The following is a 25,518-nucleotide window of genomic DNA, read 5'->3' as shown; positions in this document are numbered from 1 at the left end:
TCCGCGTTCGGTGCGGAAGGCCGCTGCGCGGCCGATGTATCTATATGGCCTACGGCCGCTCACTTGTGCGGAACTCGCCTCGAGGGTGGACGCCAAGGTCTCTCACGACGATACGGTCAGCTGGCAGGAGAGCCGTTGTGTCGTGCCGTCGTCGGCCCCGGCCGTGCCTGGAACTCCGGGTCGATGCGGACGCGGTTGCTGGTACCCGGTTGCCCAATACCTTCCTCGCGCTTGTGTCGGCTTGCCGACGATGCGGCCGTGCGCTTTGGCTCGACCCACGCGAGCCTCACGGTTCGGGAGAGTCTTCGGTGCCCACCCTCGAGGCGAGTTCCGCACAAGTGAGCGGCCGCAGGCCACATAAGACACGCCGCGCAGCGGCCTTCCGCACCGAACGCGGAGGACCTGTCTGAGCAGCGAGGGTGGGCACCGAAGGCTCTGCGCCGCCACGTCAGCGCTCGCCGCGGCATCAGCCGCTGAGACCAAGCACTCGCGAAGCGAGTGAACCGATTCCCTCAGCGCGGCCGGACGTCCGCGATGAACTTCTTCTTGCCGACGTCACATCACGTCCATGGCTTTGCCACCGTGAAACTGGTATTTCTTCGTGGCATACGATTCGGGATTCCAGCCATGCGCAACGTTCTTCTCGCTACCACCGTCCTTTCGATCGCCGCCTGCGCGACCACGCCGTCCGATCACGGCTCGCGCTCTCGCCTGCTGTACATCGCCGGCAGCAAGGTGCCCTGCACGAACGGCGTCATGAAGACCGAATGCCTGCAGTACCGCGAAACGCCGTCGCAGGCCTGGCAGATCAACTACGCGCCGATCGAAGGGCTGGACTGGAAGGCGGGTAACGAGTACCTGGTGAAGATCACAGAAGTGCACGCGAAGAATGTGCCGGCTGACGCTTCGTCGGTGACGTGGCATGTCGACAAGATTGTCGAGCAGCATCCGGCAGACCAGCACCCGGTGCAGTAAGTCGCGCCTTGCGACTACAGACAACTGCAAGTTGATTTGATACGGTGACTTCGTTGCCTGCGTTGTCGATTCGAAAACACGTCGCAGGCAACCACCGTTCGATGCGGTGAGAAGCGCGGCCCGAGAGTGCTAGAACACTCCCGGACCGCTAACCACAACCAACTAACCTGGAGTTGATATGGCTGCGCCACATCATACGGCACTCGCTCGCCCGCCGAATCCCCTCGGCGACAAACCCAACGGTTACCGGGACGTTTGCCTACACGGCAGATACGCCTGACGAACCGCGGCGGCAGTCCTATCCATGAGTATTTTCGTGGCCGTCCTACCCGGCGCGTAGCCGTATGCGTTCACGAGCCGGCCTGACGCCGCAACCCACTTCGTCAAAGCACGTCACCCGGCGCCCGGTCACGGGCCGCCGATGAATCTGCGAGTCCGCGTTTCACCCGCGGCACGTTGCGCTGTGCGTGACGTGCCGCACCTTGGGCGCGGTCTCGCCATCTCTGCGGGAGACCAGCATGAATGCATCACCCACAAACTGCGCAAATTGTCGGGCCGATCCCTACGTTAATCCTCACGATCTCCTGAACGAGGCCACCGAGTGGCTGCAATACGCTCGAGGTCTCACGCAGTTGGTTTCGGAGCTCGTCCACGAAGCGGATGCCGTCGACTGCCAGCGCATGTCGCTCGGCCTCGATGCCATCGGTGCGCTGATACGCATGGGTCTGCACTACACGGCGGATGCGCATGCGCGGATGTCGTGGGAACTGGCCACGGCGCGTGAGAGTGGAGGGCGGTGCGAATAGAAGAAATCGGAAAAATGCGCCCAATGCGCCAGCGCGGCTCCGCTTCGTTTGTCATCTATTGCATGCTTGTACGACAACTTTGGCGTGACGGAACACGAGTGCATGAGCGGCAAGATGAAGGCAATCACCCTTTTGGTCCTGGGCCTGCTCGGGACCGTGGGCGGCGAGTATCTCGCAGGGTATCTGACACTGCGGACACTCGGCCTTGGCAGTGTGCGACTGGAGGCCAGCACCTACTGGCAGTACTTTCGGGCCCTCGACCTCCCGCAGGTCGCCCCGTACGTGTTGAAAATCAAACTGTGCGGAGCCTTTGGTTTCGGTGTGCCGTTTGCGGCGTGGCTATGTCTTCTCATTCCCGCGCTCAGGTCGAGGCCGGAATCGATGCACGGCGAGGCGCGCTTCGCGACCCTGTCCGACCTGAAAAAGGCCGGCCTGCTCAAGCAGACGTCGCAGAGCATCCTCATGGGCAAGTACAAGGGGCGCTACCTGTGGCTCGGTGGCGCGCAGCACGTCATCACCATCAGCCCCACCCGCTCGGGCAAGACCACCAGCGTCGCGATCCCGGTGCTGCTGTCGTACGAAGAATCGATGGTCGTGCTCGACCTCAAGGGCGAACTGCACAAGGCGACGAGCGGCTGGCGCCAGGCGCTCGGCCACGACATCCGAGTGTGGGCACCGTACGACGAGAACGGCAACACGCACCGGTTCAACCCCATGACGACGCTCGCCGGCATGAGCCCGGAGAAGCGCATCGGCGAGATCCAGACCATCTCCGCCATCCTGTATCCCGACCAGCCGGGCGGCGATCCGTTCTGGACGTCGCAGAGTCGCGCGGCGTTTACGGCCTTTGCGTCCTTCCTCTTCGAACGATGGGACGACAAGGTGGCGCGCTGTATCGCGGGCGCACAGGACGCCCCGGACATCAACGCGTCTCCGGATTATCCGAGCTTCGAGCGCGTCCTTCGCCTCTCCAGTGGGGAAGACATGGACGGAACGAAGGAATTCCTCGATGCCGTCCTCAAAGACCCGACGTTCGTCTTCATTACACCGCAGACCCGAACGGTGTTCGGCAACCTGGCGGGCTTGGCCGAGCAGACGTTCTCGTCGGTCATCGCTTCCATGCAGGCGCCGCTGCAGCAATTCCTCAGCCCCATCCTTGCCGCAGCCACCAACGCCAGCGACATCGACGTCACGAGCCTTCGGAAGAAGTTGACCACGCTCTACGTCATCATTCCGACGAACAAGCTGGACGAAAGTGCCAAGCTGCTGAACATCTTCTTCAGTACGGTCATCGGCAATAACCTCGGCAAGCAGCTCGGGGAAGAGCCCGGCCTCAAGTACCAGATGCTGATGCTCATGGACGAATTCACCGCCATGGGCCGGGTGGATGTCTGGGCCAAGCGTATCTCCATCTCCGCCAGTTACGGCGTGCGCGACCTCTGCATCGTACAGAGCCGCGCCCAGCTGCGCGCCGCCTACGGCGACCACGATGCCGAGAACTTCATCACCAACCACGGTGCGCAAATCGTCTTTGCGCCGCGCGAGCAGAGTGACGCCAACCAGTACAGCGAGATGCTCGGCTTCAAGACCGTGCGGAAGGAACACCGAAACACCAGTCGCGGTAACGGCTCCCACCAGGTGTCAACCAGCCACAGCGAAGAGCGTCGCGCGTTGTTATTGCCGCAGGAAATCAAGGAGCTTCCGGCCGACGAGGAGTTGATCTTCTACGAGGGGTGCAAACCGATACGAGCCAGGAAGAACTGGTTCTTCAAGGACAAGATGTTCAAGGAGCGTGCGGGTGTCCCGCCCGTGGCCGTTCGACGTAAGACGCAGGCGCAACCGCAACCGGAACCGCAATCGCAGTCGATGGCTTTGACGACATCTGGTGAGCCGAAATCGACGGATCCGTTCGCCGAGTCGCCGAAACAAGCCCGTGCCGCATGATCGGCTCGACACGAGCGACCGTGGCAGACGACGGGCTCGATAAGGACGAAGGCGCACGGCCTTCATCGCTACAGCCCGTATATCGGCTAACCGCCCCCGATCGTCACTACGACCTCCAACTATTGCGCGCTCTCGAGATAGTCAACGCGAGGACGTGTCGCGACCTCGGCCCGTTGTCGCCTGGTGGGCTTCCGGTGGCAACCAAACGGAGGCCCGAACTATCAAGCGCGCCATCGCATGCCGAGACGCATGGTGACGATTCGAGGAAGGAGGAAACAATGGATCTGAAATATCTGGCCATGGCGGCTGCCATGACGGTGACAAGCGGTTGTCATTCGGGAATCAAGTCCTGGCACATGAAGTCGAAGGTTGAGGATGGCGTACTTAAAATGCCGTTCTATGACCACAGTTTCGGCGCCAGGTGCTTCGACACGCTGAGGTGTCGCGTGCTCTACGAGAACGCGTACATTGTGAATAGCGGATCGCCGAGCGGGCCATTTACTCAGCGCGATCGAGACAACCTCAGCGCGAGTTGGGGGAACCTCGAGTTCCCTTCGGTAGTTCGTGTTTCATGGACATCGAAGGATGGTACTAACCACGACGAGAAGATCAATCTTGGCGAGATCTTCCGCTCTGGGATGGTTCGTTATCCAGCCGACCTCGATGTTAATGACGTAAAGACCAGCGTGCCTCCGAGCGCACCGAACATCATTCTCGTAGTCGAGGACCGTGCGATACGCGTCTACATGAGGGCCTGGATTTCGCTACTTCGGCCGCGATTCCCCGGCAGAGAGTACTCAGACTTTAGACACGATCCCGTCATAGCGTATTCGCAGACGTTCTAACCGGAGTACATGGACGTGGTAGAGAAACACAAGCGTGACAGCAAGGGTCGCCTGCGCGACGACGTGCGAACAGATCCGGTGACGGCGGCCGATCGGAAGGTATATACCAAGGCGGCCCAGGAGGTTGGCGACCTGTCTGTCCCGCGCATGTTCAATTCGTCAGATCCGCACTCTCGGTTCTACATCGCAAACTTCGACGGCACGGGGAATGACCTATGGAAGGACCCCGAGCACGCGACGAATGTCGGCAAGCTTCATCTTCAGCTTGTCGACGCAGGTGATCGCGAGTATCGGATTCATTCGAATTACATCAAGGGAGCAGGAACCCAAGAAGGTGTGATTGCCAGGACAATCGACAGCGCAACCGGTGGGTCTTACGACGAGCGTATTGAGTGGATGTATTCTGAGTTCATCACGCAAGCTAAGAAGTGGCTCGACGCTGACCCCGATGCTGACATCCGAATCCTGGCTACGGGCTTCAGCCGCGGAGCGGAGCAAGCTGCTGGATTTCTTCGCTTGGTCCACGAGCGAGGAATCCAGAACCCTGAAGGAAGGGAGGTCATCCATCAGGCCTTCGGCCCCGACATTGTCAAATGGACGCTTGCGCCTCTGCGTGCACCTGGCAGGGTCGTGATGGGCGAAATTCTCTTCGATCCCGTCGGGACAGGTGTTCCCAACAACCATGATCGGCAGCCCACTAGCTCAACGGTAACGGGGATACAGATCACTGCCCGTGATGAACGTAGAAATGCGTTTCCATCCACACAGATCATTCGGCCCGGACGCTCGGCGGATGGTCGGTTTGTCGGCGTTATCGTTCCCGGCGCCCATTCGGATATCGGTGGCAGCTACCACCGTGACGGCCTTTCCGTTCTCACATTCAATATCGTCGCCGACTATCTGAACGCGCTCAGCGACAAGCCGCTGGTGCACAGAATGCTGGTGCCGACCGATCCTGAGATGTTCCGGATCCATCTTTCCGAAGGTCACTTGCTGATCTACAGCACATCGGAATTCCGCCACGATGGTTACCGCGACATCATGGGCTCGCAGGCGTCGCCGCCGCACTGTAACGACGATCGCAAGATCATTCTCTGCGCGCCGCCCGACCCCCTCGATCCTGGGATCGCCTCGCAGCTCGGCCCACGGCACCTCGTGGGCGTCCATGGTCCCGATGCCATCCGTGAACTCAGCGACCCGATGCATCCAGATCACGGCATGTATCGCTCCGCCAGCGTGCAGCTTGGGGAGTTGCACGCTCGCTCAGGCATCGACCTCAATCGGGGTCAGGTCGACCAGCTGACCGCGGGTCTCGTCATCGAGGCCAAGCGCGGCGACATGACGGCTATCGAGGATGTCCAGTTCGGTAAGGACTTCAGTCGGGAGCGGCCGACGCTCCGGGCGTTTGAGGTGTTCGGTGACGACATCGACAATCCTCGATCCAGGACGGCGAGCATCGATGCGCTGAAAGCTCTCGAGGTTCCGCTCGAGGTTTCAAACCGGCAGTTGCACATGCTCAATCTCGAGAGGGAGGCGGTTGTCGGTCGAGAGCAGGAAGTGCCCCTGTCGAGAGATAGATCCTTCACGCTGGAACCTTCGGCTTCCGCGCCGGTACAGCCCGCGCCTGTCGTGAGCCCCTCGCAGGCTGCCGCCTTCGAGCAAGCCGACGACAACGCCATCCGCACGCTACAGAAGAACCTCAACACGCTCGGTATCCGCGACATGGCGGGCGAGCCGCTGACCACCCACGGCGTTTACGACGTGGCGACTCAGACAGCCGTGGCGCGGTTCCAGTCGAGTCACGCGCTGCCGGTGACGGGGCAGGCCGACGACGCGACCTGCAACACGATTCAGGGGCAAGTTTTTGTTGCAGAGTTGCAGAAGCCGGGTCAGGTCAGGATGCCTACCGAGGCTCGTGTATCCCATATCGCGACGCCTTCGCCCGCCATGGCCGCGTACGAGTCACCGATGCAAGACACCGTGTCGCGGGCATCCGTGCCGGCAATGTTGGCTCAGCCCTCCCGCAGCGACCCACGCAATCCGAACAGCGCCGATCACGCCCTCTACAGCAAGTTGCAGGATTGTCTTCCGCAAGCAACGGAAGAGCGCCTTATGCAGTTCACCGCTGCGTGCCACCGGCACCGGATCAACGCGGGAAACCTCAGCGGTTTGCATATGGACTACGACAGCATGACGTTGACCATCGGCTCGCATGGCTTGACGGCGACGCCCGCTGTCGTCGACATGAGCACTCCCCCGCCAGAGTCCGAGCAGTCGATCAAGCAGATCCAGCAGTTCGACCAGCAGATGGATCAGATCGCTCAGCAGAGTCAGGAGCGGAGTGCTCAGATGGGTCAGCAAGGACTTTCCATGTGAGGTTTCTCAAGTGCATCACCGACGAACCGCGCGATCTCGAGATAGTCAACGCCCGGACGTGGCGTGAACTCGGCCCGTTGCCGGCTGGTGGGCTTCCGGTGGCAACCAAGCGGAGCCCGAACTGCCAATCGCGCCATTGAATGCCGAGACGCATGGTTCAGATTCGAGGAAGGAGGAAACAATGGAATTTAGATATCTGGCCATGGCGGCTGCCATGACGGTGACAGGCGGCTGTCACTCGGGAATCAAGTCCTGGCACATGAAATCGAAGGTCGAAAACGGAGTGCTGAAGATCCCATTCTACGACCACAGTTTCGGCGCTAGGTGCTTCGACACGCTGAGGTGTCGCGTGCTCTACGAAAACGCCTACATTGTGAATAGCGGATCGCCGAGCGGGCCATTTACTGAGCGCGATCGAGACAACCTATCGGGTGGCTGGGCGAACCTGGATTTTCCTTCAGTTACTCGCATTGTGTGGACGTCGAAGGACGGCACGAATCATGACGAGAAGATCGATCTCGGCGAGATATTTCGCTCTCGAACGGTTCGCTATGCGCCTGATCTGGATGTCAACGACGTAAACCTTCGCGTGCCTCCCAGTGCCCCCGACATAGTTCTGGTGGTCGAGGACCGCTCGATACATGTCTACATGAAAGCATGGATCTACCTGCTTCACCCCACTGATCCGACGAACAGGTACAGCACGCTCCGAGCCGATCCGGTTGTGGCGTACTCACACACATTTTAACCGGAGTATATGGAGGTGGTGGAAAAGCATAAGCGTGACATTCGTGGTCGCGTGCAAGATGCCGTGAGGACGGACCCAGTGGCGGCCGCGGATCGAAAGCTATACGCGAAGGCCGCGCAGGAAGTTGGAGGTCTGTCCGTTCCGCACATGTTTGACTGGTCTGACCCTCACTCGCGTCTATGCATTGCAAACTTCGATGGCGCGGAAAACGACCTCTGGGCGGACCCGGAGCATGCGACAAACGTTCAAAAGGCCGGGATCTCTCCCGGCCTCCAATCCTTATCTAAATAAGCCAATCAATCGTCGTCGCGCAACGCATGACGAATCAGGAGAAACGTCCCGATAGCCGCAGCGGCAATACCGATGGTCAGGCCCGGGTTGCGGCGCACCTGCTTGCGCAGGCGGCGGTACTGGTAGGTCGCTTCGTCGGCGAGATCTTCCGCCAGGTAACGAACCTTCTGGCTGCTGCCGCTGTTGCGCTTGGCAAACTTGTTGGTGACGCGGCGGGTGCGCTCGAGCAGGTCGCTGCCTGCGCCGCTCGCCTCGTCCGCATAGTGACGAACGCGGCCGGATACGCCGTTGACGGCGCTCTCGACCTGCTGCGCGAACTCACGATTTCTGCTCATTGGATGGCTCCCTCTCAAGCGTTGCTGACGGAAACCGACTTTGCGGCTGGCGTCGTGAGGGTCGTGTAAACGGCCAAGTGCCGGATTGAACAGGGATTCAGACTGGGTCGATATCAGGCGAAATCGTATTTGCCGCCCTTCGTGAGCGCAGCCTGGTAGGCGGGGCGCGCGTGGATCCGCTCAAGGAAGGCATGTAGCTTCGGCCGGGACGCATCGAGACCACCCCGGCTGGCGGCGGCTTCCAGCGGGAAGCTCATCTGGATATCGGCGGCCGTGAACGCATTGCCCGCGAACCACTCGGACTTGCCGATTTCGCCTTCCAGGTAGTCCAGGTGCAGCTTGAGCTGGGGGTCGACGAAGGCCTTCTGCGCGCCCTTGGCGAGCATGCGCGCGACCGGTTTGGCGAAGAAGGGGACCGGCGCGCTCTCCATGCGGACAAAGACCAGCTTGAGCAGCAGGGGCGGCATGGCCGAGCCTTCGGCATAGTGCAGGAAGTAGACGAAGCGTATCCAATCGGCACTGCCCACGGCGGGTTTCAGGCGCCCCTGGCCGTAGCGTTCGAGCAGGTATTCGACGATGGCACCGGACTCCGCCAGTGTCACCTCGCCGTCCTGGAGGATGGGCGACTTGCCGAGCGGATGAATGGCGCGAAGCTCGCGGGGTGCCAGCATGGTCTTCGGATCTCGCTGGTAGCGGACGATCTCGTAGGGTAGGCCAAGTTCCTCCAGCAGCCAGAGGACGCGCTGGGAGCGCGAGTTGTTCAGGTGATGGACGATGATCATGGACAGCTCGCACGGGGAAGAGAGCGCAGCGTAGCAGCGCGCGCCGTGCACATTCCATCGACGGGCGGAGAGTAGCGTCGGTGCTCTGTCATCTCACGAGGATACCGCCATGGGCCGCGAAGCCGACACGATTCATACCGACCAGGGAACGATCGGCCGTATGCAGGCGCTGATCCGGGAGCTTCGCGACAACGCGAAGGTCGTCATCCATCTGCAGGATGGCTCGACGTTGCAAGGTATCGTGGCCGTGGTGCCGACCGTGCAGACCTTCGTCGACGCCGACGGCACCGAAGGCATCAACGGCGTGGTGAAGCTCATCGATAACGACCGGCCGGCGTGGTCGGCGACGGTCTCGCTGGATACGATTGCGCGTGTGGAGCACCTGGATTCGGTCACGTACGGAACCTCGCAGACGTAAAGCGCAGCACTGTGGGAGCCGCTTCAGCGGCGATAGGGGCCGCCTACGTAGCGACGTCTTATCGCCGCTGAAGCGGCTCCCACAACGAGCACTCCCACAACGAGCACTCCCACAACGAGCACTCCCGCAACGAGCACCCCGCTATGTTGCTGGGAGTGTTTCCTGCAACTTCTTCGCCTGCTCGGGGAACGCGCTGCCCTGCGCCGCCACCGTAGCCGCAACAAGCTTGCGGGCCTCGGCATCGCGGTTCAGTGCATGCAGTGCCTTCACTCGATACGTGGCCACGCTGATCGTGTTGGCACCGTAGGCCTTCTTCGCGGCCGCTTCGAGGTAGGGCAGGCCTTGCTCGAACTTGCCGCTCTCGACGAGGCGACGCCCGTAGCGATAGTTGTAGACGTAGTCGTTCGGATAAGCGGCGATCAGCTGCTTCTCAAGCGTGTCGAGTTCGTCGCCAGCCTTCGCGCGAACCAGGTACACGCGCAGGTTGTCCGCGAGGTTGCGATCGCTCTTGAGATCGCCGTGGAGCTTCTCGCGGCTGAGGTCGATGGCCTTGCGCAGTACCGCTTGCTCACCGGTTGTGTCGCCCAGGGCGGCGTCGAGGTCGGCAGCGGTGAGCACGGCGCTGCGCTGGTCGGCGCATGCGGGAGACGCAACGAAGATCTGGGTGGCGAGGTAGTCGTCGTATACAGGCTTCTGCGGGGAGAGTGACGCCTGCCGCGCTGTCGGCGGCTGGGCGGCCGTCGCCTCGATGAGGTCGTCGAGCACGTACGGACGGTCGCAGCCGATATTCCCGGCAAGCACCTTGGTTGCCGCAGCCGCGATGGCCGTGTCGTTCTTGTCCGCCTTGCCTTCGAGCAGGAGCAGCTTCTGCTTGGCCAGGGCGACGCGCTTGTCCTTATCGGACACGTTGCGAACCATGGCCGGCAAGGTATCGAACCAGGCCATGCCCTCCTTGCCCTGGTAGCGTTGCTGGTAGGTATCGAGTACGTCGGCCACCGAGGCGAGCGATCCCTTCACCGCTTCGTCCTTCTGGTGCGACAGACGCGCGTCACCGGACAGGAGTGCGGCGACCTCCGGATAGAACTTCTCTCTGGGCCGCTCGGCCAGGATGCGCCCCAGCTCTTCTCCATCCGGACCGATGGCGACATAGGTCGGCAGGAAGTGGACATTGAGCTTGGTCATCCAGGCCTTGTCGGCGGGCTTGTCCGCATCCGCCTCGTAGAAGACGATCTTCTTTTCCAGATCGTTCCACTCCTTGCCGTTGAGGACGTGGCTGGCCATGTAGTAGCACGAGTAACACCAGACCGCCTGGAAATCGACCAGCACCGGCTTGTGCTCGCGCTTGCCCTGGGCGAGGGCGGCATCGAGACTGGCGGGGCCCTCGTGCGCGGCATAGGCCGGTGCGACGAGGGTGAGCAGGGCGGCGGCGAGCAGGCGCTTCATCGGGGCATCACCTTTGGCGGTATAGACGTCCACTCTATTAGCACGTTTTCGGCGCCGTGTCAGAGGGTGCCGCTGGCCCCTTCGACCGGCTCCGGTTCCGACACCAGGCCCTGGCGACGCCGAAGCGAGGGAAACCACCAGGTCCACAGGCCGACCACGACCAGGGTGCCGATGCCGCCGATAAGCGTGGCATTTACTGCACCGAGCGCGGCGGCGAGTATGCCGGATTCGAATTCGCCCAGCTGGTTGGAGGTGTTGATGAAGATCGCATTGACCGCGCTGACCCGCCCGCGCATGTCGTCCGGTGTCTCCAGCTGAACCAGCGCGCCCCGGATGACCATGCTGACCATGTCGAACGCACCGAGGGCGAACAGGGCGGCCAGCGAGAGCCACAGGGTGGACGACAGCGCGAACACGATGGTGGCGACGCCGAAGCCCGCCACGGAAGCGAACATGATCGGACCCACTCGCCGCGTCAGGCCATTCCGGGAAAGCCAGACGGACATCAGCAGGGCGCCGACCGCCGGCGCCGCACGAAGCAGGCCCAGGCCCCACGGCCCGGTATGCAGGATGTCCCGGGCGAAGATCGGCAACAGCGCCGTGGCGCCGCCGAGGAGGACCGCGAAGAGGTCCAGCGAAATCACCCCGAACACGGCGGGCCGGTGGCGGATGAAGTGGACCCCGGCGAACAGGGTCTTCAGCGTGGCGGGCTCCCGGCGCGGCGGCTGGTGGTCGTAGGACAGTCGCGACATCAAGCTCAGCGCGACCAGGTACAGACACCCGGCGACCGCGTAGACGACACCGGGGCCGGCGACATAAAGCAGGCCGCCCAGGGCAGGGCCGGCGATCATCGCCGCCTGTCCGGCCGAGGCCGTGGCCGCCATCGCACGGGGCAGCACGCTGGTCGGCACGATGGCCGGAAGCATCGACTGCAGGGCGGGAAACTCGAAGGCCTTGCCTACGCCGACCACGAAGACCAGGGCGAGAATGCCCAGCTCGTCGATGTGTCCGGTGAGGCTGAAGACGGCGAGCAGGGCGATCGCCACCCATTCGATGGCCTGGCACACGGTGACGATGCGCCGCCGGTCGAACTGGTCGGCCACATGGCCGGCGGGCAGGGCCAGCAGGACGGAGGGGACGAACTGGACCAGGCCGATCAGGCCCAGGTCGAGTGCACGATGGGTGATCTCGTAGATCTGCCAGCCGACGGCGACCGACATCATCTGGAAACCGAAGCTGGAGGCGTTCTTGGCGAACCAGAACTGCAGGAAGGCACGATGGCGAAGGAGGGATACCGCTTCGGGGGACGACGAAGACATGGATGATCCTTGGGAGTCGGGCGATTCTACGCCCGCCTTGCCAGCGGCCGCGCCGAAGGGCGAAGCTAGGGCTTCGTTCCCTGGATGCCCCCGCCATGCGCCGTTTCGCCCCGCTTGCCGTTCTCCTTGCCACCGCCACGATGGCCGCCTGTTCGCAGCAGCCCGAACCCCAGGCGGCGCAGCAGTCGCCCGCGGAAAACCAGGCCGACGCAGCGGCGAAGAAGCTCGAGACCTACCAGCAGCTACTGAAGCTGCACAATGACGGTCCTGCGGTGCAGCTCGGCCATGAGATCGTCGATAAATACCCGGACACGCCGGCCGCCGCCGAGGTGAAGAAGACCCTCGACAGCCTCGAGGCCAACTACAAGGCGGCCAGCGAAAAGGCGCGCCTGACGGCGCTGTGGCTCTACCAGACCTCGCCCATGCAGGGCGGCACACAGAGCACCGCGACGATCCAGTCCACGCGTCCGACCGGCGAGGAAACCGTGCGCCTGATCCTGCGCCGCCATACCGCCTGGGGTCAGACCGTCTTCCTCTACGCCACGACGGGCAAGGGCTTCGTCTGCCAGGGCGACTGCACACTCAAGGCAAACTTCGATGGCAAGCCGAAGACGCTTAAGGCCTTCCGCCCGCCCACCGGCGAGCCGGCGCTGATCTTCCGCAACGATCCCCAGTTCATCAAGGACATGGCGAAGACCAAGCGGATCACCATCGACGTGGTCACGGTCAGCCGCGGTGAAACGACGCTGACCTTCGACACCGGTGGTTTTGACGCGGACAAGTGGGCGCCGCTTCCGAAGAAGTGACGCCCGCGCAAGCACCCGATCGCCGATGAATCGGCTCCCACACCATCACCGCGTTCGGCCAGATGCATTGCGATGCTCGCGCCAGCATCGGCTCCCACACTCGCGCCAGCATCGGCTCCATCAGGGTGAATCGCGTGTTTGCGTCAGTGCAGGAACAGCTTCTCGGTGATCCGCGTGAGCGGCCACTCGAGCATGGTGTTGATGCGCGCCGGCAGGTCGAGCGGCCGGAGCAGCATCTTCACCGTCATCTCGGCGGGGAGGTGCTTCTTGAGCAGGCTCTCCGCGCGCCCGGCGATGCGGCGGAATTCGGCATCGTCATGCGCCTTGTCGGGATGGCGCACGTTGAAAACGTGGCGCAGCGCGATGTCGCTGTCCTCGTTCTTGATTTCGCTCAGGCGCTTGAGCAAGGTGCGCAAGGTGCTGAAGCGACCGATCTTGTCGCGCTCGCGATAGATGCGGAAATGCTGGTAGAAATTCTTGTAATGACGGACTTCATCGCTCTTGATGTAGTTCGTCAGCTCGCGCAACACCGGCTCGTCGGTCACTTCGTTGAGGGCGCGGTACAGACTCGCCGTTCCCGTTTCGACGACGCAGCGCGCGGCAAGCTCCAGCCCACGATTCGGCTCCAGTTCGTCGGGCGTGCAGACCGAGCCGTAGTGCGCGAAGAAGTCGCGGAAACCGGTTTCCCAGTCGAACTCCGGCCAGACGTGGCGCACGTACGCCGCGAGCGCACGGCCGTGCTGCATTTCCTCGTGCTCCCAGTGGTCGCGGAGCCAGGCCTGCAGCGTGTCGTCGCCGGCGAAATGGTCGACCAGGAGGTGCGTGTAGAGATCCGAGCCGCTCTCGACGAACGAGGAGCTGCACAGCAGCAGGAAGAGATCTTCGTTGTCCCTGACCTTCGCGACATCGATCCGCGACAGATCCAGTTTTTCGAGCGTCCATGGCAAAGTGGCGGCGTAGCTCACGCGTTTTCCCCGATCGCTTTGTCTTATCGCCCGGTGGGCATCTGACCGAATTGTGACAAAGCCGGGCAAGCATGGCTACGCGGCATCCTTGCGACTAGCGGACCACGGTCACCGGCACATGCGCCTTGGCCAGTACATCGGTCGAGGTCGAGCCGACCAGCCAGCGGGCCAGTGCGCCCCTCTCGGTATGGCCGATGACGATGTGATCGACCCCATGCTGGGCCACATACGAGAGCAAAGCGTCCCCGGGGCTGCCGTGGATGAGGTCGACAGCCACCGGTACGCCGGCCTGGGGCTTCAGGGCGTGGACCTCGGCATGGAGCGCCTCGAGTCGTTCCCGGCCGTTGTCGGTCATCATCAGGGCGGCCGTATCGGCGCCGTTGTCGATCTGCAGCACCGAGAGCACCTGGACCCTTGCGCCGGCGCAGGCGGCCAGTTCCAGGGCGAAAAGGTAGGCGCGGCGGGCGGTTTCGGAACCGTCATAGCCAACCAGGATGTGCTTGGGCATCGGATTTCCCCCTCGAAGCGCGGCGTTGGCTCGATAGTAAGCCGGGCAACCGCCTACGGGGAGCCGGTTCACGGCCAGTCCACGAATCCTCCGCTTTCCTGAACGGGCGGTCGGGGCCTCCGTGTTTCTTCACATTCGTGAGTACAGAATCCGTCTCGCAGCTTCCTGCCACTTACCCACGGAGAAACGAACATGATCAAGCGCATTACCGGTCTGGCTGTCCTGGCACTCGCCGCTGCAGGTACCTTCTCCGTACAGCCTGCCAAGGCTGACTCCAGCGCCGAGGTGCGGTGCCACATGACGTTCAGCACCACGGGCTGGGCTGCGATCTACAAGAAGGCCGACGGCCGTGGCCACGTCCGTTGCGATAACGGCCAGAGCGCCGACGTGATCATCCACGTCCGCGGTGGTGGCCTGACCGCCGGCAAGTTCAGCATCGAAGGCGGCAAGGGCGAGTTCACCCACGTCCACGGCATCAACGAGATCTATGGCGAATACGCCAGCGGTGGCGCCAATGCCGGCGTCGTGAAGAGCGCCGAAAGCGCCGCGATGACCAAGGGCGAAGTTTCCCTGGCCGTCACCGGCACGGGTCGCGGCTTCAACCTGGGTGTCGACCTCAGCAAGTTCGAGATCGAGAAGATCAAGTAAGACGCCGCTTCGGCGAGCGGACGGGGCGCCCTTCGGGGCGCCTCTTTTTTTTGCGAATCGCTCGTAGCCAGCAACCGAAAGGGAGGAAACCCGCATTCACGCGGACGAGTACACTTCCCCCATTCCACCCATCGAGGTTCCTATGCGTCGCGTCCTCACGCTTTTCGCTCTTTGCCTGGTCACCGTTTCGGCCTGGGCCGCCGCCCCGACCGGTCCCGCCGTCGGCGACAAGGCGCCCGATTTCAAGCTGCAAGACCAGAAGGGCGAATGGCACACCCTGGATACCGAAAAGGGCAAGTGGCTGGTCGTCTACTTCTATCCGAAGGACTTCACCGGCGGCTGCACCACCGAGGTCTGTACCTTCCGCGACGACATCGTCAAGCTGCACAAGGCTGGCGCCGTCGTCTATGGCGTGAGCCTGGACAACGTCAAGTCGCATGCCGAGTTCGCTGCGAAGTACCACGTGCCGTTCCCGCTGCTCTCGGACGCCGATGGCGCCATGGCGACGAAGTACGACGTGCTCAGCGACGAGAAGGGCAGCAAGTACGCCCGTCGCGAGACCTTCCTGATCGACCCGAACGGCAAGATCGCCAAGGTCTACAAAGACGTGGATCCGGAGAAGAACTCCGGGCAGGTGCTCGCCGATCTCGAGCAGTTGAAGGCATCGGGCACCTGAGCATGGCGAAGGCTGTCAAAGGTCCGCGCCGCGCGCGTCCGTTCGCCTTGTGGCGCATCGTGGTCTGGATGGTGATGTTGCTGGCCGCCGTGGGCTTCGTGATCAATGCCAACGCGGCCATCGTCGCCGCCGGCGCCATCGGCTCGTTCAGCCCCGAGGCGGCGGCGGGCGCGCCCGATCCGCGCCTGTTCATGGCCTGGGCCCTGGTGACCACCTTCGGGGCCTTCGCCGTGATGGCCCTCGCCCTGGGGACCTTGCGCTGGCGCGAGTGGGGTCGCAGCTACCTGCGCATCGCGGCCGGGGTGCTCGTCGTCTGGGCGATCGTCACCGCGCTGCTCGCCTTCCGGCAGTGGCAGGCGATCGGGATGGAGCTCGGCCAGCCCGGACTGCCACCCGACCTCATGCTTCGCGACATGAAGATGCGTTCGATCCTTGTCGTTGGGATCGTGCTCAAGATCGTCTCGGTGCCGGTGCTGGCCTGGCTGGCGTGGGTGCTCGGCCGTAGCTCGGTCAGGCAACAGTTCGCTCCGGCGGTCCTGTGACGAGGGCCGCCTCACGCGTTTTCGCATTCATGGCCGCCGCCGGTCTCGCGGGCGGTGCCGCGGCCCAAGATATGGGGCATCAGGTCTCCTGCGGCGTAGCCAGCAGCTACGACCTGACGGTGCGTCCCGATGCCCTCCAGTTCGAGCGGCCGGAGGTGGCCCCCCGTAGCGTGCGGATGCACGACGGGGCGCTGACCACGGACGGTCGCGCCGTTCCGCTGCGGCCGGACGAGCAGGATCGCGTGGCGGTCTTCGAGCGCGATGTCCGGACCCTGGTGCCCAAGGCCAAGGCCATCGCCAGCGACGGTGTCGATATCGCCGCGCGTGCCGTCCGCGAGGAGGTCGCAAGAGCGTCGCCGGGTTCGCTGAGCAGTGGCGAACTGGACAGGGTCCTGGCCAGCCGGGTCGGCGATATCAAACGGCGTATCGCCAGCAGCCAGAGCACCCGCGACTGGCAGCCGGACGCCATGCGCGCCTACGCACAGGAAATCGTGTCGGACATTACGCCGCTACTGACCCAGGACGTCGGCGGCGAAGCGGTTCAGCTGGCCATGAATGGCGATCTCGAGGGCGCGGCAGCGTTGCGCGACCGGGTGGCCGACGTTTCCACGGGCGGACAGGCGCGTGTCTTGGCCAGGCTCGAAAGCGCGCTCAAGCCGAGGGTCCAGGCCCTTTGTCCGGCTGTCCAGCAATTGATCGAGCTGCAATCGGGATTGCGCGACGCGTCCGGTCAGCCCCTCATGGTGATCGAACGAGACGGATGACCGCCCGCTGACCGGATGCCGGGGCGTTTATGACCGGCTAAGTCCGACAGGTCTAACGTTTCGCCCATGGAACGCAATTCGATCCGTGTCGTGAATGGGCTGATTCGCCGAGTCATCGCGGATCGGGATCTTTATGGTCAGGCCGCCCGCGGCGTTCGAGAGCCGGGCCTGAAGGCGATTCTGCAGGAATCCGCCGATTCGCTGACCGCGATCGCCGCCGAGTTGCAGGGCGAAGTCACCGCGACGGGTGGGCGGCCTGCCACCGCTGGCGGCCCCATGAGCGGCGTCCGACGCAGCATGATGGAGGCGTCGGCCAAACTCTCGAACGATCCGGACGTCACCTATATCCGTACGCTCGAGCTGATGGAGCGGCGCCTGCTCGATGCCTTCCTGCGTCTTGAGTCGTCGTCGAAGGATCGGGCTATCGTTGGCCGCCACATAGCGCGTCTGCGCCTGCTGCACCTGGACATGATTCACATGGGCGGGGCGACAGGCCGCTGAGGTCAGGCGGCTCGCCTGAGTGCGCTCAGTGTCCTGTGCATGTTGTGATCGGCCGACACCCGCACGGGGTGTGCCGCCATTCTCGTCTCGCGATCGGCGAAAAAATTCGCAAAGGCGATCGCATCGGCTGGATCCTCGCGCACGGCGATCTGCATGCCCTCGCGATAGATGGCCCATGCGTGGCCGATGTCGGCTATGTGGTAATCGATGACGTACTGGTTCATGAGCGACCCCTCGGTCTGGACGCGCCTTAAGGCGTACGTCGACCAGAATCGAGGGTGCGAGCGGCACAAGAAATCAGACCAGTCTGAAAAATCCGGGCTTTCGTTGAGAAAAAACTCAATTGGCGGCGAGTTCTCGCGCCGCGTCGACCATGCGTGTCACGTGGCCCTCGAGGGCGTTCAACAGGCTCGGAAGTCGACGCAGCGCGCCGGCGGCATCCTCGCCGCGTAAGTCCGCCTCGAAGCGCTCCAGCATCGCGGCCATGCGGGACGGACCGAACACCCGCAGTCCGCCACCGATGCGGTGGCTCCACGCCGCGGCATCCTCGGCGGTGAGCAGATGGGTTGCGCTGTCCAGGTCGCTGCGCATGCTCGACGCGAAGCGATCGACCATGGCGGGGAGGCCCGCGAGGCTTCCGAAGTTCTCCTGCAAGGCATCGATGTCCCACAGGAGGTCTACCGGCGCGACGGCCGACAGCGCTTCGCGCAGTGCATCGAGCCGGGTGGGCTTTGTGAGGAAGCCATCCATGCCGGCGGCGAGGCAACGCTCCCGTTCCCCTGGAAGGGCATTGGCCGTCATGGCGACGATAGGCCATGTGATGGCGCGTTGCCGAAGGGCGCGCGCCAACGCATAGCCATCCCTGCCGGGCATCTGCAGATCGGTCAGCACCACGTCGAACGGCCGCTCCATCGCCGCCGTCAATGCCTGCTCCCCGTCGTCCACGACCGTGTACCGGTGGCCGAGTCGTTCCAGCTGAGCGGCGACCAGCTCGCGGTTGGTGGGATTGTCCTCGGCCACGAGGACATCCAGCACGGTGTCGGTCGGCGTCGCGCGGACGGCGACGGTCGCATTGTCCGTCGCCGGACCGCTGACGACGGGCAGGTCCAGATCGACCGTTACCCGGGTGCCGACGCCGGGCTCACTGCGCATGGCGATCGCTCCACCGAGCAGGGCAACCAGTTGGCGGCTGATCGCAAGGCCGAGACCACTGCCGCCAAAGCGTTGCGCGATCGACGTTTCCGCCTGCGTGAATGGCGAGAAGAGCCGGCCCAGGTCGTCCCGGGAGATACCGACGCCGGTGTCCGCCACCGCAATGCGAAGTTGTTGACGCTCGCTGCCGTCGTCCAGCACATCGAGCGCGACAGTCACCTTGCCCCGGGCGGTGAACTTGATCGCGTTGCTCACCAGGTTGAGCAGGACCTGCCGCAAGCGCGCGCCATCGGTCAGTACATGCAGGGCGAGACGTTCGTCGATCCGACATGCGATGGCGAGTCCTTTCTCGTCCGCCTGCCAGGCGAACAGTTCGAGGACCGCGGCGGTGAGTTCCCGCAGGTCGACCGGCCCGCGTTCGACCGCCAGTTGGCCCGCCTCGATCCGGGAAAAATCGAGCACGTCGTCGAGGATCTGCAGCAGGGCACCGGCGGAGGTTTCGGCCGTGCGCAGCAGGCGATGCTGGGTGGGGTCCAGCGACGTCGTACCGAGCATCTCCAGCATGCCGATGACGCCATGCATAGGCGTGCGGATCTCGTGGCTCATCGTGGCGAGGAACCGGCTCTTCGCCTGGGTGGCCGATTCGGCGGCGTCCCGGGCCACCGCCAGCTGGGCCGCCTGCGACTGCCGCTCGGAGATGTCGATCCAGTAACCGGTGAACTCCACGATATCGCCGACACGCCGTGGCACGGCGTGGGAAGCGACCCAACGCTCGGGCGATACGCCGCGAATACGCATTTCCGCGTGGATCGGCGTGAGCGACGACGCGGCGCGGACGACCTCGTCCATGAGGGCGGCCTGGTCGCGACCGTCGATCGTCGCGAACGCGCGGCGCTCGTCATGCAGAAAGGTATCGGCCGGGACGCCGAAGATGGGCTCCGGGTTGCCGCCCACGTAGAGGAAGGCGATACGGCCATCGCCGTGGTAGCGAAAGCGGTAGACGACGGCAGGCATGTGCCGGGTAACGTCGGCCAGTTGTTCTTCGGTGCGCTCGCGTCGCCGCGTTTCGCGCCGCAGGCGAAGATAGGCGTGGCTGACAAGGAACAACAGGGCCAGTACGACGATCGCGGCAGGCCCGACTTTGCGCGCGATATCCCGCCACGACCCGCCCCAGATGTAGTCCGAGCGAAGCCAGGTGTTGCGAATGGCCATGCCCCGTCGTTCGGGCATGTGTGCGATCACGCGGTCCAGCAATGGAACCAGGGCCGCGAACCGCTGATCGACGGCCATCGATATGCCGGCTTGCCCACCCGTCGGGGCGGCGATCCTGAGCCGGGCCGGATAGTCGCGACGGATGAGCACCTCGGCCGTGGCGATGTCTCCGACATAAGCATCCACCCTGCCCGAAGCCACCGCTGCAAGGCCTTCGGCCGTCGTCGATACCGGCATGATGTCGACCGAGGACAGCGGTGCGACGGTGGCCGCCACCGCGCCCTGGGCGAGGTTGGCGGCGATCCTGTGTCCATCCAGATCATCCGTTCCCGCAATGGAGAGCCCGCTCTCGCGGGTGACGATCACGACCGGCAACTGGAGATAGGGCGCGGTAAATCGAAAGCGCCGGTCGAGCGCGAGGTTGCTCTGCGACGCGGCGGGAAGCAGATCGATGTCTCCGGCCGTGGCCAGTCGCACGGTGTCGCGCCAGTCCGCGGTGTGCGCGATCTCGGTCCGCAGTCCGAGCGCCTGGGTCGCTTCGAGCAGGTAGTCGATCGCCAGACCTTCGGCATCGCCGTTCCTGCCGATCTGGGAAACGGGGGCCGCGGTCGGGTCGATGCCGATGCGAAGCACCGGAAGACCCGCCAGCCACGATCGTTCCTCTGCACTGAGGGTCACGGTGACGGGCGCGATGGCAACAGGTTCGTGTGTTTCTGCGCGCGCGACAGGTTTTGCCGAGAGGGAGCCCGCGGCGGCTTGAAAGATTGCGGCAGGGTCGCGCTGTCCTATGTGCTCACGGGACGTGTCGGCCGCGCCCGCTTGCGAGCCGGATGCAAGTAAAACCCCGAAAAAAATGGGCGTAATTCTCAATTTCGCCATGGTGCTCCTTCGACCACGAGCAGACGATTACTGTAATCTCTGCGAGGGTAAGACGAGTAGCACATCTCATGGAGAGCGGCTGCACGCATCCGCTTACGAGGGAAGACATGGTTTTGCGAACGATCATTGCCGACGATCATCCGGTGGTCCTGATGGGGGCTCGCGCCGCCCTGGAGGCGGCCGGTGACATCGAAGTGGTCGGCGAAGCGGCGAACGGCGACCAGCTCGTCGATCTGCTGGCGTCGCTTCCGTGCGATGTGGTGGTAACGGATTTCTCGATGCCCGGAGGCCGCCATGGGGACGGATTGTCCCTGATCGACCTCATTCGCCGCCGCTACCCGCGCATGCCTGTCGTCGTGCTGACCATGGTCAACAACCCCGCCGTGTTGCAGACCATGCGCAGTCGCGGCGCGCTCGGCCTCTGCGACAAGCGCGCGCCCCTGAGAGAGGTGGCTGTCGCCGTCCGCTACGCCGCCACCGGCCGTGCCTACATGAGCGACACCATCCGGCGCCAGTTCGATGCGGGTGGGATACAGAGCACGGCCGATACGGTCCGTCTTTCCGCGCGGGAAATCGAGGTGGTTCGCCTGTACGTGGGCGGCATGTCGATCTCGCAGATCGCCGAGCGACTCAGCCGTAGCGTGAAGACGGTCAGCCGCCAGAAACGCGATGCGATGCGAAAGCTCGGCATCGACCACGACAGCCGGCTGTCCGAATACGCACGCGAGCGCGGCATCGCCTCCTGACCCCTGCCGGAAGTCAGGGCGTGACCAACCGCCCATGCTTCTCGCGCCCGAAGGGGCTAAACCATAGGCTCCGTTCCCTGGGGAGAAGGGCCATGCGTCATCCGATCATCGCCGGCACTGCCGTTTTTGCCTTTGCGCTCGCCGCGACGGCGGCTCAGGCAACCGATCTGAACTTCAATTCGGACACCTGCAAGCACGATTACTCGACACCCTACGATGTCGATGTCACGGCGGCCGGCCTTTCCTTCCATCGGACCGATGGCACCCCGGCTGAGATTTTCCTCCACGACGGCGGTCTCCGCGTCGACGGTAAGGACATCGCCGTCTCGCGGGGCGACGCCGACGCCCTGCGTCGCTACGAAGCCGGTGTGCGCGCCCTCATGCCGCAGGTGGCGGCGATCGCGCGCGACGGCGTGGAGCTTGGCTTCTCGGCGATGACCACGGTCACCCTGTCCTTCGCGGACGGCGACCAACGGGGCAGGATGCTCGAGAAACTCAAGCGCAAGCAGGTCGAGGCGCTGCGCGAGATCGACGAAGGCGTCGGCTCGGGCCACTGGTCGAGCAATCGCATGACCGAGACCGTCGCTGGATCGGTCTCCGACTCGGTGGGCGAGCTGGTCGGTTCGGTGACGTCCAGTGCGGTAACGGCCGCGTTATCCGGCGACGCGAGCAAGGTCGCCGCCTTGCAGGCACGCGCGGACTCGCTGGACAAGGCAATGGACCGCGAAATGAGCAAGCGCTCGAAGGCGCTCGAGGCGAAGAGCAACGCCATCTGCCCGCAACTCAACGACCTCGCCAGCCTGCAGCAGGGCTGGGGCGTTCGCCTCGCCAACGGCAAGCCGCTGGAACTGATGGCGATCAAGCCGAAGGGCGAGCATCACGGTAGCGACCACGATCACGACAGCGATCACAAGGTCGTCAGCTTCTGAGGCCCTTGTCGAGCCATGCGACGACGTTGCTGACGCTGTCGCCGTAAAACGTGCGATACATCTCCCGGGTGACGTAGCCGACGTGCGGCGTCGCCAGCATGTTGGGCAGACGGCGGAAAGGATGATCCGCAGGCAGGGGCTCGTCGTCGAACACATCCACCGCCGCGCCGGCCAGCCGGCCCTGCGTCAACGCGTCGATCAATGCCTGCTCGTCGACGATGGGGCCGCGAGAGGTGTTGATCAGGCGTGCCGTCGGTTTCATCGTGGCGAGTTCGGCCGCACCGATGAGACCACGTGTACGCTCGCTCAGGCGTGTGTGGATGCTGAGGAAGTCCGACTGTGTCAAAAGCTCGGCTTTCGTCACACGGCGCACGCCGATCGCGTTGGCGGCATCCTCGGTGAGGTTCTGGCTCCAGGCGATCACCCGCATGCCGAACGCCTTGCCGATCTGCGCCACCGCGGATCCGATATGGCCCAATCCGAGGATGCCGAGCGTGCCGCCGCGCAACTCGGTACCGAGACCGACCTGCCATCCACCCTCGCGTACCGAGGCGGCTTCCACGGCGATGTTTCGCGCCAGGCCGAGGATCGCCGCCCAGGCGAACTCGATGGTCGGCGTCGAGGAGTAGTTCGTATGCATGACCTCGACACCGTGCTTCGCGGCCGCATCGAGATCGATCGATGCGTTCGCCCGCCCGGTGGAGGCGATCAGCTCGAGTCTGGGCAGCGCGGCGATGAGTTCCGCCGTCATCGGCGTGCGCTCGCGCATCACGCAGACAGCGTCGAACGACGACAGCCTTTCCACCAGAGCGGCGTGTTCATGCAGATGGTCGTGAAAGACGATCACTTCCGCCCTGCCTTCCAATGGCGACCAGTCCGCGCTCTCTATCGCCACATGCTGGTAGTCGTCCAGCACGGCCAGTCGAATCGTCTTGTCGGTCATCGTGCATGTCCCGGGTCAGGCTGGCTGGATGAGGTCCCAGCCGTTGCCGTAAAGATCGTCGAAGACAACGACGGTGCCATAGGCCTCGTGTCGTGGCTCCTCGCGGAAGTGGACGCCGTGTTCGCGCATGCGAGCGTGGTCGCCGGCGAAGTCATCGGTTTGCAGGAACAGGAACACGCGACCGCCGCCCTGCTTGCCTACGTGCGCGCGTTGCTCCTCGGTCACCGCCCGCGCCAGCAGCAGGCGGGTACCGCTGTCCGAACCACGTGGTGCCACGGTGACCCATCGCTTGCCATCGCCTTGCGGCGTGTCTTCGACAAGGTGAAAACCCAGCGCGGTGGTGAAGAAGGCGATCGCTTCGTCGTAATCGTGGACCAGGAAGGTGATGGCACCGAGGAAAGGCATGGGAAACTCCGGAAGCGATTCCCAAGCATCGGCGTTAGGGCCCTTCGTGGCAAGGGTGCCTGTGCGCGGTCATGGCGGCGCGGCGTGCATCCGCCGGATCCGGACGGTGGAGCCGCCAGCGAACGTGACGACGAAGGTCGAGCCCTCATGCGCCTGCCTGGTCACGGGGAGCGGATCGGCGCCGGCCATCGCATCCAGTTCGGTCCGGTGATAGCGTGCTTCTTCGCCTGTCGGCGTGATCGTCATCGGTGGCCCGAATCGCTCGAAACTGGTAAAGCGCGTGGAGCAGGTTTCGCAGTCGGGATGGCTGATCTCGGGAAGACGCTTGGCCCAGATCCAGTATTTGTTCTCGTGCGGGATCATGATGCGACGGTCATTGCCGCCGCCGACGGGTCGGCCTTCGACGGACGACCAGACGCGGACGATGCGCGAGCGGCTGCAGTCGTCCGAGGCACATTCCTGGAGCACGACATAATCGTTGCCGTTGAGGTACTGCGGCTCGATGCTGAGCACATCGCGTTCCACCAGCGCCGTCGCCGGAAACACGACGCCCGGCATGCGAGCATCGGTCACGAAGTCCCCCGAATTCAGGTAGCCGCCGCGGCTCTCCGTATACGCATCGGCGGTGACGGTGACGCCAGGCAGATTTACGTTGCCTGGAGACGCCGACTGCTGGCCCGAGGCGGGCAGGGCGATGACACCGGCGATAGGCAAGATAGCGAACCATCGAAAGAGTGGCATAAACACAATTTCCTCGACACGCAGTGCGTACATTGCCGATGTCAGAAGTGTGAACTTAGCAAGAGTCGTTGGCGCATTGATCAAATGTTTTACCGTTTTCCCTCGCGGATATTCTCATGGACAGGGGTGCCGGATGGTGCTCTGGAGCGGTGTTACGAAAGCTGTGCGACATGCCGTTGCGTGTAAAGTGCAGGCTTCACTCGATAAGTGACGAGATATGCATTCCAATGAAGGTTTCCTTGAGCCATACCTCCATCACATTGCGCCTTGGTTATATACGGACTCACTCGTTTGGACGATCGTTGGCCTGTCGGGTGGTTTTTTGTTCAGTTCGAGATTCGTACTGCAATGGCTCCAATCGGAGCGTTCTGGCCGCGTCGTAGTGCCCCCGCTGTTTTGGCATATTAGCTTTTGGGGCAGTCTTCTCTCGCTCGTCTATGCCCTGCATCTCGACAAGTTGCCCATTATTCTAAGTTACTTCTTTTTGCCCGCACTCTACGGGCGGAATCTTTGGTTGCTTAGAAAGGGTAAGGAACTCTCCAAGTGAGAGAACTCTCACCCGAACGCAGAGCATTGCGGACCATTTTGGGGGATAGTCGGTTACATGGGTTAAACCGACGAGATCGCGTCGAAGAAGGACGCGACCGACCAGCTCGCGCCGGTCCGGTGCGCTCACCATTTTTTCGCAGAGCGTCTCGAATGACCTCGTTTTCCAAAAGCTGCTCGGCCAGCAGCTTCTTCAGCCGACCGTTCTCGGTCTCAAGGTCCTTCAGTCGCTTGGCCTCCGGCACGCTCATGCCACCGAACTTGCTCCGCCAC

At 63.4% G+C, this 25,518-nt stretch carries 27 protein-coding genes and 1 pseudogene; 16 read left to right on the top strand and 12 right to left on the bottom strand.

Annotated elements, in window-relative coordinates:
• Positions 1–627 precede the first annotated feature (627 nt).
• The 6 genes from VM621_RS06240 (at position 628) to VM621_RS06215 (ending at position 7,694) form a co-directional block, all read left to right on the top strand.
• The gene (locus VM621_RS06240; RefSeq protein WP_325468105.1) at positions 628–975 is read left to right on the top strand and encodes a DUF4377 domain-containing protein; all 348 of its coding nucleotides are present in this window, start codon (positions 628–630) and stop codon (positions 973–975) included.
• 518 nt (positions 976–1,493) lie between these two features.
• Positions 1,494–1,781: a hypothetical protein gene (locus VM621_RS06235; protein ID WP_325468104.1), complete on the top strand. Its 288-nt coding sequence runs from the start codon at positions 1,494–1,496 to the stop codon at positions 1,779–1,781.
• Positions 1,782–1,883: 102 nt separating this feature from the next.
• A complete protein-coding gene (locus tag VM621_RS06230) occupies positions 1,884–3,725 on the top strand; it encodes a type IV secretory system conjugative DNA transfer family protein (RefSeq protein WP_325468103.1) in 1,842 nt (613 codons plus the stop codon).
• 278 nt (positions 3,726–4,003) lie between these two features.
• A complete protein-coding gene (locus VM621_RS06225) occupies positions 4,004–4,570 on the top strand; it encodes a hypothetical protein (protein WP_325468102.1) in 567 nt (188 codons plus the stop codon).
• A gap of 9 nt (positions 4,571–4,579) precedes the next feature.
• On the top strand, positions 4,580–6,946 hold the full coding sequence (locus tag VM621_RS06220) for a phospholipase effector Tle1 domain-containing protein (protein WP_325468101.1): 2,367 nt from the start codon (positions 4,580–4,582) through the stop codon (positions 6,944–6,946).
• 181 nt (positions 6,947–7,127) lie between these two features.
• Positions 7,128–7,694, top strand: a complete 567-nt coding sequence (locus VM621_RS06215; protein WP_325468100.1) for a hypothetical protein — start codon at positions 7,128–7,130, stop codon at positions 7,692–7,694.
• A gap of 296 nt (positions 7,695–7,990) precedes the next feature.
• Here the strand turns inward: VM621_RS06215 and VM621_RS06210 are convergent, their stop codons facing one another.
• A complete protein-coding gene (locus VM621_RS06210; protein WP_325468099.1) occupies positions 7,991–8,320 on the bottom strand; it encodes a hypothetical protein in 330 nt (109 codons plus the stop codon).
• A gap of 113 nt (positions 8,321–8,433) precedes the next feature.
• Positions 8,434–9,102 carry a glutathione S-transferase gene (locus tag VM621_RS06205; RefSeq protein ID WP_325468098.1) on the bottom strand — a complete coding sequence of 223 codons (669 nt, stop codon included), beginning with the start codon at positions 9,100–9,102 and terminating at the stop codon, positions 8,434–8,436.
• Positions 9,103–9,211: 109 nt separating this feature from the next.
• Here VM621_RS06205 and VM621_RS06200 point away from each other — a divergent pair, with 109 nt between their 5' ends.
• Complete coding sequence (locus VM621_RS06200) at positions 9,212–9,520, top strand: DUF3247 family protein (protein WP_325468097.1); 309 nt, start codon at positions 9,212–9,214, stop codon at positions 9,518–9,520.
• A gap of 141 nt (positions 9,521–9,661) precedes the next feature.
• Here VM621_RS06200 and VM621_RS06195 read toward each other — a convergent pair whose 3' ends face one another.
• Both VM621_RS06195 and VM621_RS06190 read right to left on the bottom strand, forming a co-directional pair.
• On the bottom strand, positions 9,662–10,963 hold the full coding sequence (locus tag VM621_RS06195) for a thioredoxin family protein (protein ID WP_325468096.1): 1,302 nt from the start codon (positions 10,961–10,963) through the stop codon (positions 9,662–9,664).
• Positions 10,964–11,022: 59 nt separating this feature from the next.
• On the bottom strand, positions 11,023–12,282 hold the full coding sequence (locus VM621_RS06190; RefSeq protein ID WP_325468095.1) for an MFS transporter: 1,260 nt from the start codon (positions 12,280–12,282) through the stop codon (positions 11,023–11,025).
• 95 nt (positions 12,283–12,377) lie between these two features.
• On the opposite strand from VM621_RS06190, the gene VM621_RS06185 reads away from it, so the two are divergent.
• Positions 12,378–13,088, top strand: a complete 711-nt coding sequence (locus tag VM621_RS06185) for a hypothetical protein (RefSeq protein WP_325468094.1) — start codon at positions 12,378–12,380, stop codon at positions 13,086–13,088.
• A gap of 143 nt (positions 13,089–13,231) precedes the next feature.
• Here VM621_RS06185 and VM621_RS06180 read toward each other — a convergent pair whose 3' ends face one another.
• The gene (locus VM621_RS06180) at positions 13,232–14,053 is read right to left on the bottom strand and encodes a ferritin-like domain-containing protein (RefSeq protein WP_325468093.1); all 822 of its coding nucleotides are present in this window, start codon (positions 14,051–14,053) and stop codon (positions 13,232–13,234) included.
• Positions 14,054–14,147: 94 nt separating this feature from the next.
• Entirely contained in the window at positions 14,148–14,561 is a 414-nt protein-coding gene (locus VM621_RS06175) for a universal stress protein (RefSeq protein WP_325468092.1), read from the bottom strand.
• Positions 14,562–14,753: 192 nt separating this feature from the next.
• Between VM621_RS06175 and VM621_RS06170 the strand changes: the two genes are divergently transcribed.
• The 5 genes from VM621_RS06170 (at position 14,754) to VM621_RS06150 (ending at position 17,692) form a co-directional block, all read left to right on the top strand.
• The gene (locus VM621_RS06170; RefSeq protein WP_325468091.1) at positions 14,754–15,209 is read left to right on the top strand and encodes a hypothetical protein; all 456 of its coding nucleotides are present in this window, start codon (positions 14,754–14,756) and stop codon (positions 15,207–15,209) included.
• Between the two features lie 142 nt (positions 15,210–15,351).
• Positions 15,352–15,885 carry a peroxiredoxin gene (locus tag VM621_RS06165; RefSeq protein ID WP_325468090.1) on the top strand — a complete coding sequence of 178 codons (534 nt, stop codon included), beginning with the start codon at positions 15,352–15,354 and terminating at the stop codon, positions 15,883–15,885.
• A gap of 2 nt (positions 15,886–15,887) precedes the next feature.
• On the top strand, positions 15,888–16,427 hold the full coding sequence (locus tag VM621_RS06160; RefSeq protein WP_325468089.1) for a hypothetical protein: 540 nt from the start codon (positions 15,888–15,890) through the stop codon (positions 16,425–16,427).
• Between the two features lie 29 nt (positions 16,428–16,456).
• Positions 16,457–17,191: a DUF2884 family protein gene (locus tag VM621_RS06155; protein WP_325468088.1), complete on the top strand. Its 735-nt coding sequence runs from the start codon at positions 16,457–16,459 to the stop codon at positions 17,189–17,191.
• Positions 17,192–17,257: 66 nt separating this feature from the next.
• A complete protein-coding gene (locus VM621_RS06150) occupies positions 17,258–17,692 on the top strand; it encodes a PA2169 family four-helix-bundle protein (RefSeq protein ID WP_325468087.1) in 435 nt (144 codons plus the stop codon).
• A gap of 2 nt (positions 17,693–17,694) precedes the next feature.
• Here VM621_RS06150 and VM621_RS06145 read toward each other — a convergent pair whose 3' ends face one another.
• Together VM621_RS06145 and VM621_RS06140 are read right to left on the bottom strand one after the other, a co-directional pair.
• Positions 17,695–17,916, bottom strand: coding sequence for a hypothetical protein (locus tag VM621_RS06145; RefSeq protein WP_325468086.1), 222 nt, complete (start codon positions 17,914–17,916; stop codon positions 17,695–17,697).
• A gap of 115 nt (positions 17,917–18,031) precedes the next feature.
• Positions 18,032–20,734: an ATP-binding protein gene (locus VM621_RS06140; protein WP_325468085.1), complete on the bottom strand. Its 2,703-nt coding sequence runs from the start codon at positions 20,732–20,734 to the stop codon at positions 18,032–18,034.
• Between the two features lie 308 nt (positions 20,735–21,042).
• On the opposite strand from VM621_RS06140, the gene VM621_RS06135 reads away from it, so the two are divergent.
• Positions 21,043–21,681 carry a response regulator transcription factor gene (locus VM621_RS06135; RefSeq protein ID WP_325468084.1) on the top strand — a complete coding sequence of 213 codons (639 nt, stop codon included), beginning with the start codon at positions 21,043–21,045 and terminating at the stop codon, positions 21,679–21,681.
• Between the two features lie 92 nt (positions 21,682–21,773).
• Positions 21,774–22,610: a DUF2884 family protein gene (locus tag VM621_RS06130; protein WP_325468083.1), complete on the top strand. Its 837-nt coding sequence runs from the start codon at positions 21,774–21,776 to the stop codon at positions 22,608–22,610.
• Here the strand turns inward: VM621_RS06130 and VM621_RS06125 are convergent.
• The 3 genes from VM621_RS06125 to VM621_RS06115 form a co-directional block, all read right to left on the bottom strand.
• Complete coding sequence (locus VM621_RS06125; protein WP_325468082.1) at positions 22,600–23,553, bottom strand: D-2-hydroxyacid dehydrogenase family protein; 954 nt, start codon at positions 23,551–23,553, stop codon at positions 22,600–22,602. The two genes, VM621_RS06130 and VM621_RS06125, sit on opposite strands and share 11 nt — an antisense overlap.
• Before the next feature lie 15 nt (positions 23,554–23,568).
• Entirely contained in the window at positions 23,569–23,958 is a 390-nt protein-coding gene (locus VM621_RS06120) for a VOC family protein (protein ID WP_325468081.1), read from the bottom strand.
• Between the two features lie 69 nt (positions 23,959–24,027).
• Positions 24,028–24,783: a hypothetical protein gene (locus tag VM621_RS06115; protein WP_325468080.1), complete on the bottom strand. Its 756-nt coding sequence runs from the start codon at positions 24,781–24,783 to the stop codon at positions 24,028–24,030.
• A 133-nt stretch (positions 24,784–24,916) separates the two neighbouring features.
• On the opposite strand from VM621_RS06115, the gene VM621_RS19580 reads away from it, so the two are divergent.
• The gene (locus VM621_RS19580) at positions 24,917–25,246 is read left to right on the top strand and encodes a lipid-A-disaccharide synthase N-terminal domain-containing protein (protein WP_414674501.1); all 330 of its coding nucleotides are present in this window, start codon (positions 24,917–24,919) and stop codon (positions 25,244–25,246) included.
• Between the two features lie 99 nt (positions 25,247–25,345).
• Here VM621_RS19580 and VM621_RS06110 read toward each other — a convergent pair.
• Positions 25,346–25,518 (bottom strand): annotated as a pseudogene (locus tag VM621_RS06110) (transposase); the annotation flags it as partial.

This window comes from Luteibacter sp. (assembly GCF_035539195.1).
In the GTDB taxonomy this organism is placed as follows: Bacteria; Pseudomonadota; Gammaproteobacteria; order Xanthomonadales; family Rhodanobacteraceae; genus Luteibacter.
The sequence above is the reverse complement of the archived record's forward strand: the minus strand, read 5'-3'. Positions and strand labels throughout refer to the sequence as shown.

What these genes read in the sequence shown, in the direction of transcription:
- VM621_RS06130 (WP_325468083.1), top strand. Translation starts at nt 21,774, where the DNA reads ATGCGTCATCCGATCATCGCCGGCACTGCCGTTTTTGCCTTTGCGCTC.
- VM621_RS06235 (WP_325468104.1), top strand. Translation starts at nt 1,494, where the DNA reads ATGAATGCATCACCCACAAACTGCGCAAATTGTCGGGCCGATCCCTAC.
- VM621_RS06195 (WP_325468096.1), bottom strand. Translation starts at nt 10,963, where the DNA reads ATGAAGCGCCTGCTCGCCGCCGCCCTGCTCACCCTCGTCGCACCGGCC.
- VM621_RS06225 (WP_325468102.1), top strand. Translation starts at nt 4,004, where the DNA reads ATGGATCTGAAATATCTGGCCATGGCGGCTGCCATGACGGTGACAAGC.
- VM621_RS06170 (WP_325468091.1), top strand. Translation starts at nt 14,754, where the DNA reads ATGATCAAGCGCATTACCGGTCTGGCTGTCCTGGCACTCGCCGCTGCA.
- VM621_RS06205 (WP_325468098.1), bottom strand. Translation starts at nt 9,102, where the DNA reads ATGATCATCGTCCATCACCTGAACAACTCGCGCTCCCAGCGCGTCCTC.
- VM621_RS06215 (WP_325468100.1), top strand. Translation starts at nt 7,128, where the DNA reads ATGGAATTTAGATATCTGGCCATGGCGGCTGCCATGACGGTGACAGGC.
- VM621_RS19580 (WP_414674501.1), top strand. Translation starts at nt 24,917, where the DNA reads ATGCATTCCAATGAAGGTTTCCTTGAGCCATACCTCCATCACATTGCG.
- VM621_RS06160 (WP_325468089.1), top strand. Translation starts at nt 15,888, where the DNA reads ATGGCGAAGGCTGTCAAAGGTCCGCGCCGCGCGCGTCCGTTCGCCTTG.
- VM621_RS06190 (WP_325468095.1), bottom strand. Translation starts at nt 12,282, where the DNA reads ATGTCTTCGTCGTCCCCCGAAGCGGTATCCCTCCTTCGCCATCGTGCC.
- VM621_RS06220 (WP_325468101.1), top strand. Translation starts at nt 4,580, where the DNA reads ATGGACGTGGTAGAGAAACACAAGCGTGACAGCAAGGGTCGCCTGCGC.
- VM621_RS06120 (WP_325468081.1), bottom strand. Translation starts at nt 23,958, where the DNA reads ATGCCTTTCCTCGGTGCCATCACCTTCCTGGTCCACGATTACGACGAA.
- VM621_RS06135 (WP_325468084.1), top strand. Translation starts at nt 21,043, where the DNA reads ATGGTTTTGCGAACGATCATTGCCGACGATCATCCGGTGGTCCTGATG.
- VM621_RS06125 (WP_325468082.1), bottom strand. Translation starts at nt 23,553, where the DNA reads ATGACCGACAAGACGATTCGACTGGCCGTGCTGGACGACTACCAGCAT.
- VM621_RS06145 (WP_325468086.1), bottom strand. Translation starts at nt 17,916, where the DNA reads ATGAACCAGTACGTCATCGATTACCACATAGCCGACATCGGCCACGCA.
- VM621_RS06155 (WP_325468088.1), top strand. Translation starts at nt 16,457, where the DNA reads ATGGCCGCCGCCGGTCTCGCGGGCGGTGCCGCGGCCCAAGATATGGGG.
- VM621_RS06165 (WP_325468090.1), top strand. Translation starts at nt 15,352, where the DNA reads ATGCGTCGCGTCCTCACGCTTTTCGCTCTTTGCCTGGTCACCGTTTCG.
- VM621_RS06200 (WP_325468097.1), top strand. Translation starts at nt 9,212, where the DNA reads ATGGGCCGCGAAGCCGACACGATTCATACCGACCAGGGAACGATCGGC.
- VM621_RS06175 (WP_325468092.1), bottom strand. Translation starts at nt 14,561, where the DNA reads ATGCCCAAGCACATCCTGGTTGGCTATGACGGTTCCGAAACCGCCCGC.
- VM621_RS06230 (WP_325468103.1), top strand. Translation starts at nt 1,884, where the DNA reads ATGAGCGGCAAGATGAAGGCAATCACCCTTTTGGTCCTGGGCCTGCTC.
- VM621_RS06240 (WP_325468105.1), top strand. Translation starts at nt 628, where the DNA reads ATGCGCAACGTTCTTCTCGCTACCACCGTCCTTTCGATCGCCGCCTGC.
- VM621_RS06150 (WP_325468087.1), top strand. Translation starts at nt 17,258, where the DNA reads ATGGAACGCAATTCGATCCGTGTCGTGAATGGGCTGATTCGCCGAGTC.
- VM621_RS06210 (WP_325468099.1), bottom strand. Translation starts at nt 8,320, where the DNA reads ATGAGCAGAAATCGTGAGTTCGCGCAGCAGGTCGAGAGCGCCGTCAAC.
- VM621_RS06185 (WP_325468094.1), top strand. Translation starts at nt 12,378, where the DNA reads ATGCGCCGTTTCGCCCCGCTTGCCGTTCTCCTTGCCACCGCCACGATG.